The sequence below is a fragment of the Nostoc sp. DedSLP03 genome (assembly GCF_034530815.1).
GTDB lineage: Bacteria > Cyanobacteriota > Cyanobacteriia > Cyanobacteriales > Nostocaceae > Nostoc.
Genome location: NZ_JAVRCK010000202.1, coordinates 1 through 3,191 on the forward strand (window position 1 = coordinate 1; position 3,191 = coordinate 3,191).

At 39.3% G+C, this 3,191-nt stretch carries 4 protein-coding genes; 3 read left to right on the forward strand and 1 reads right to left on the reverse strand.

Translation table 11 applies throughout. The annotated features are described in order from the left end of the window. Positions 1 to 12 precede the first annotated feature (12 nt). The 3 genes from RM368_RS38125 to RM368_RS38135 are packed head-to-tail and all read left to right on the forward strand — an operon-like array spanning position 13 to position 1,914. Positions 13 to 297, forward strand: a complete 285-nt coding sequence (locus RM368_RS38125) for an energy-coupling factor ABC transporter substrate-binding protein (RefSeq protein ID WP_322698876.1) — start codon at positions 13 to 15, stop codon at positions 295 to 297. Continuing rightward, positions 294 to 1,106, forward strand: coding sequence for a cobalt ECF transporter T component CbiQ (cbiQ, locus tag RM368_RS38130; protein WP_322698874.1), 813 nt, complete (start codon positions 294 to 296; stop codon positions 1,104 to 1,106). Before RM368_RS38125 ends, cbiQ begins: the two co-directional genes overlap by 4 nt. After that, positions 1,081 to 1,914 carry an ABC transporter ATP-binding protein gene (locus RM368_RS38135; protein ID WP_322698877.1) on the forward strand — a complete coding sequence of 278 codons (834 nt, stop codon included), beginning with the start codon at positions 1,081 to 1,083 and terminating at the stop codon, positions 1,912 to 1,914. Before cbiQ ends, RM368_RS38135 begins: the two co-directional genes overlap by 26 nt. A 41-nt stretch (positions 1,915 to 1,955) precedes the next feature. Here RM368_RS38135 and RM368_RS38140 read toward each other — a convergent pair whose 3' ends face one another. Then, the gene (locus RM368_RS38140; RefSeq protein WP_322698875.1) at positions 1,956 to 2,993 is read right to left on the reverse strand and encodes an ABC transporter ATP-binding protein; all 1,038 of its coding nucleotides are present in this window, start codon (positions 2,991 to 2,993) and stop codon (positions 1,956 to 1,958) included. Positions 2,994 to 3,191 lie beyond the last annotated feature (198 nt).

Sequence of the window (3,191 nt, forward strand, 5' to 3'; positions counted from 1 at the left end):
CATCAAGGGTACATTTTACCTCCATTGGTAAATTCTTTCCTAGAAATCACCTTAGCAGTTGCACCGTTAATATTTGTGCGTGGTGGCGAATTTGCCGGTTCTGATGACAAAGCAGAAAAAGCAATTACTGAAATACAACCTGGATATAAACCCTGGTTCAAATCATTTTTTGAACCGGCTAGTGGTGAAATAGAAAGTTTATTATTTGCTTCGCAAGCAGCTTTGGGTGCTGGAGTAGTCGGTTATGCAATTGGGTTGTATAAAGGACGTTCCCAACAACAAAAACGTGAAGAATGAGCCTGCAAATAGACACTTTAGCTTATACCAATCGACTCCGAAGATTGCCACCAGAACATAAACTAATTTTTGCATTTACTACTCTTGCTATTTCCCTTGTTGCCCATCCGCTAGTGCAAACTTTAATAGCGCTTTGGATGGGCATTTGGACAGTTATTTATGCAAGAATTCCGGCTGGTGTTTATTTTCGGTTGTTAATGTTCACCATAGTTTTTTGTTTGACAAGTTTACCAGCCTTGATGGTGAATGGAATTGCGATTAATGATTTGCCAAGGATACAATCAGACTCATGGTATGGACTAACTCTCGGACACTTCTATATTTATATCAGCCATATTGGAACTATCCAAGCATTGAGAATTTTAACTAGAGCATTAGCCTCTGTTTCTTGCTTATATTTTCTCATGCTAACTGTCCCTTTCACGGAAATCTTACAAACTTTGCGTTACTTAGGATTTCCTGTGCTTTTAACCGATTTATTATTATTAATGTATCGGTTTATTTTCATCCTGTTGAATACAGCCAATGAATTGTGGACAGCACAAAATTCCCGTGGTGGCTACCGTACTTGGCGAACTGGGATGAAAAGTTTAGCACTACTAATTGGACAACTATTACAGCGAACCTTACAAAAATATAGTCAGTTTTCTCTCGGATTGCAAGCACGGGGTTTTGTAAGTGAATTTCGAGTTTGGCATCCTCGTCGTTATCGTCCTCAAGCACGATATATCATCGAAGCGATTTGCGGTTGTGTAGGATTAATAGGATTAGAGTTTTGGCGAAATACAGGAATATTTACTAGAATTTGAGCAGGTATATTACACCTATTCAGGCGCACAACAATCAGCTTTGAATGGTCTAACACTGAAAATTCCATCTGGCAAAAGATGTGCGTTAATTGGTCAGAATGGTTGTGGTAAAACAACACTATTTCTATTAGCTAATGGTCTCTATAAACCTAATTTTGGCGTTGTCCGTTGGCGTGGTGAGCTGTTAAGTTATAATCGTAATTATCTGGGTAATTTAAGGCAGAAAGTTGGACTAGTATTTCAAGACCCAGAACAACAATTAGTAGCTTCTACTGTTGAAGAAGATATATCTTATGGTTTGTGTAATTTAGGTTTACCAGAACCAGAAATTAAAGTCCGAGTAGAACAAGCATTAGTTGAATTTGAACTGACTGCTTTAGCAGAAAGACCAGTGCATCATCTGAGTTTAGGACAAAAAAAGCGAGTTTCCATAGCAGATGTGATGGTGCTACAACCGGAACTGTTGGTGTTGGATGAGCCAACTGCATATTTAGATATAAAACATACTCGTAACTTGATAGCAACTTTGAAAAAAATTCATCGAGATGGAACCACTTTATTAATGGCAACCCACGATTTGGATTTGGTTTATCGTTGGGCAGATTGGGTTTTTGTCATGGATAAAGGGCGGCTGATGCTAGAAGGTAAACCACAAGATGTATTTAGCCAGCGTACACTTTTATCAGAGTTAGAGTTGGGCGTACCATTAATATATGAGATGTTATTTGATGGGCTATCTGCTGAGGAGGGAGTAGTTATAGAACGAGTGCGACAGCGAATATTAGAGCTATTTCGTAATTTTTCCTGATTATACAGTTAGAGAATCTCAATCAATTATGAACAATGCTTTTATAAACAATCCAAAAATTTAATCATTTCATACAATGAATGATGAGTGTACACAGTGTTATTGTTTGCGATTCGCCACAAAACTTGTGCAGAGTTTGATATAACTTCTACTGAGATTTGTGTTTGCGTCGTATCTTCTACAGTAAAAGACTTTGCACTTCGAGTAACCAAGAATCCCACTCTTTGTAAAGCACGAATAGTCCATATTGCTGCAATCCCCTCACCTATCAAATTAATTTCTCCTTTGTGGGATGTATGGAGATGAAATTCCCCAGAAGCAACATCGAACTCTACACCTTCACTCTCGAAAGTATCAGCAAATGCGCCACTCAACACTAAATCTTCCGGTGCGCCAACGTGTAAAATACCATTAGCTGTTAATAGCCAAACTTTATCAGCCAGACGCAAAGCTAAATCTAAATCGTGGGTAGAAAGGAGAATTGCTTGATTTGTTTCCCGTGCTAACTGACGCAACAATTGCATAATTTCTACTCGGCGTGGTAAATCTAAAAATGCTGTTGGCTCATCAAGTAACATCACAATAGGCAACTGAGCCAAAGCACGTGCAATCATGATTTTTTGGCGTTCACCATCACTTAATTCGCTAACTTGGCGTTGTGCTAAGTGTACTGCTCCTACAGATTTTATTGCCCAATGTACTATTGCTTCATCTTCGGGTGTCAAATTTCCCCACCAGTCAGTGTAAGGATGTCGTCCCAACGTCACCAAGGTGTAGGCTGATAGCATTCCCACATCAACTTTTTCAGTGAGTACCAAACTCAGACGTTTGGCTAATTCTTGTGGTGCTAACTTGTAAATATTTTCTCCCAAGAGTCGCATTTCACCTGCGATTGGGGGTTGCATTCCGGCGAGCGATCGCAGTAATGTAGATTTACCCGCACCATTGGGGCCAAGTAAGCAAACCAGTTCCCCAGCTTGCAGAGATACCGAAATATCCGATGCAACACACCGAACAGTTTTTCGGGATGTCTTATAACCGATAGTCAAGTTATGAGTTGTTAAAATCGAGTTACTCATAAGAAACTTCACCTTAAAAACACTCTGCGTACCTCTGCGTTTCAAAAATCTTAAAAAGACTTTTGGGAATTACGCCGCAGAATAACCCAACTAACAACAGGAGTTCCAATCAAAGCAGTAACAGCATTCAAAGGTAAAACCATCTCAATACTGCTCGGTTAAGGAGAAATAGAGGTAAAACAAAGAAAATAGTGTTCG

Coding starts and splice junctions, on each gene's coding strand:
- RM368_RS38140 (WP_322698875.1), bottom strand. CDS start 2,993: ATGAGTAACTCGATTTTAACAACTCATAACTTGACTATCGGTTATAAG.
- cbiQ (WP_322698874.1), top strand. CDS start 294: ATGAGCCTGCAAATAGACACTTTAGCTTATACCAATCGACTCCGAAGA.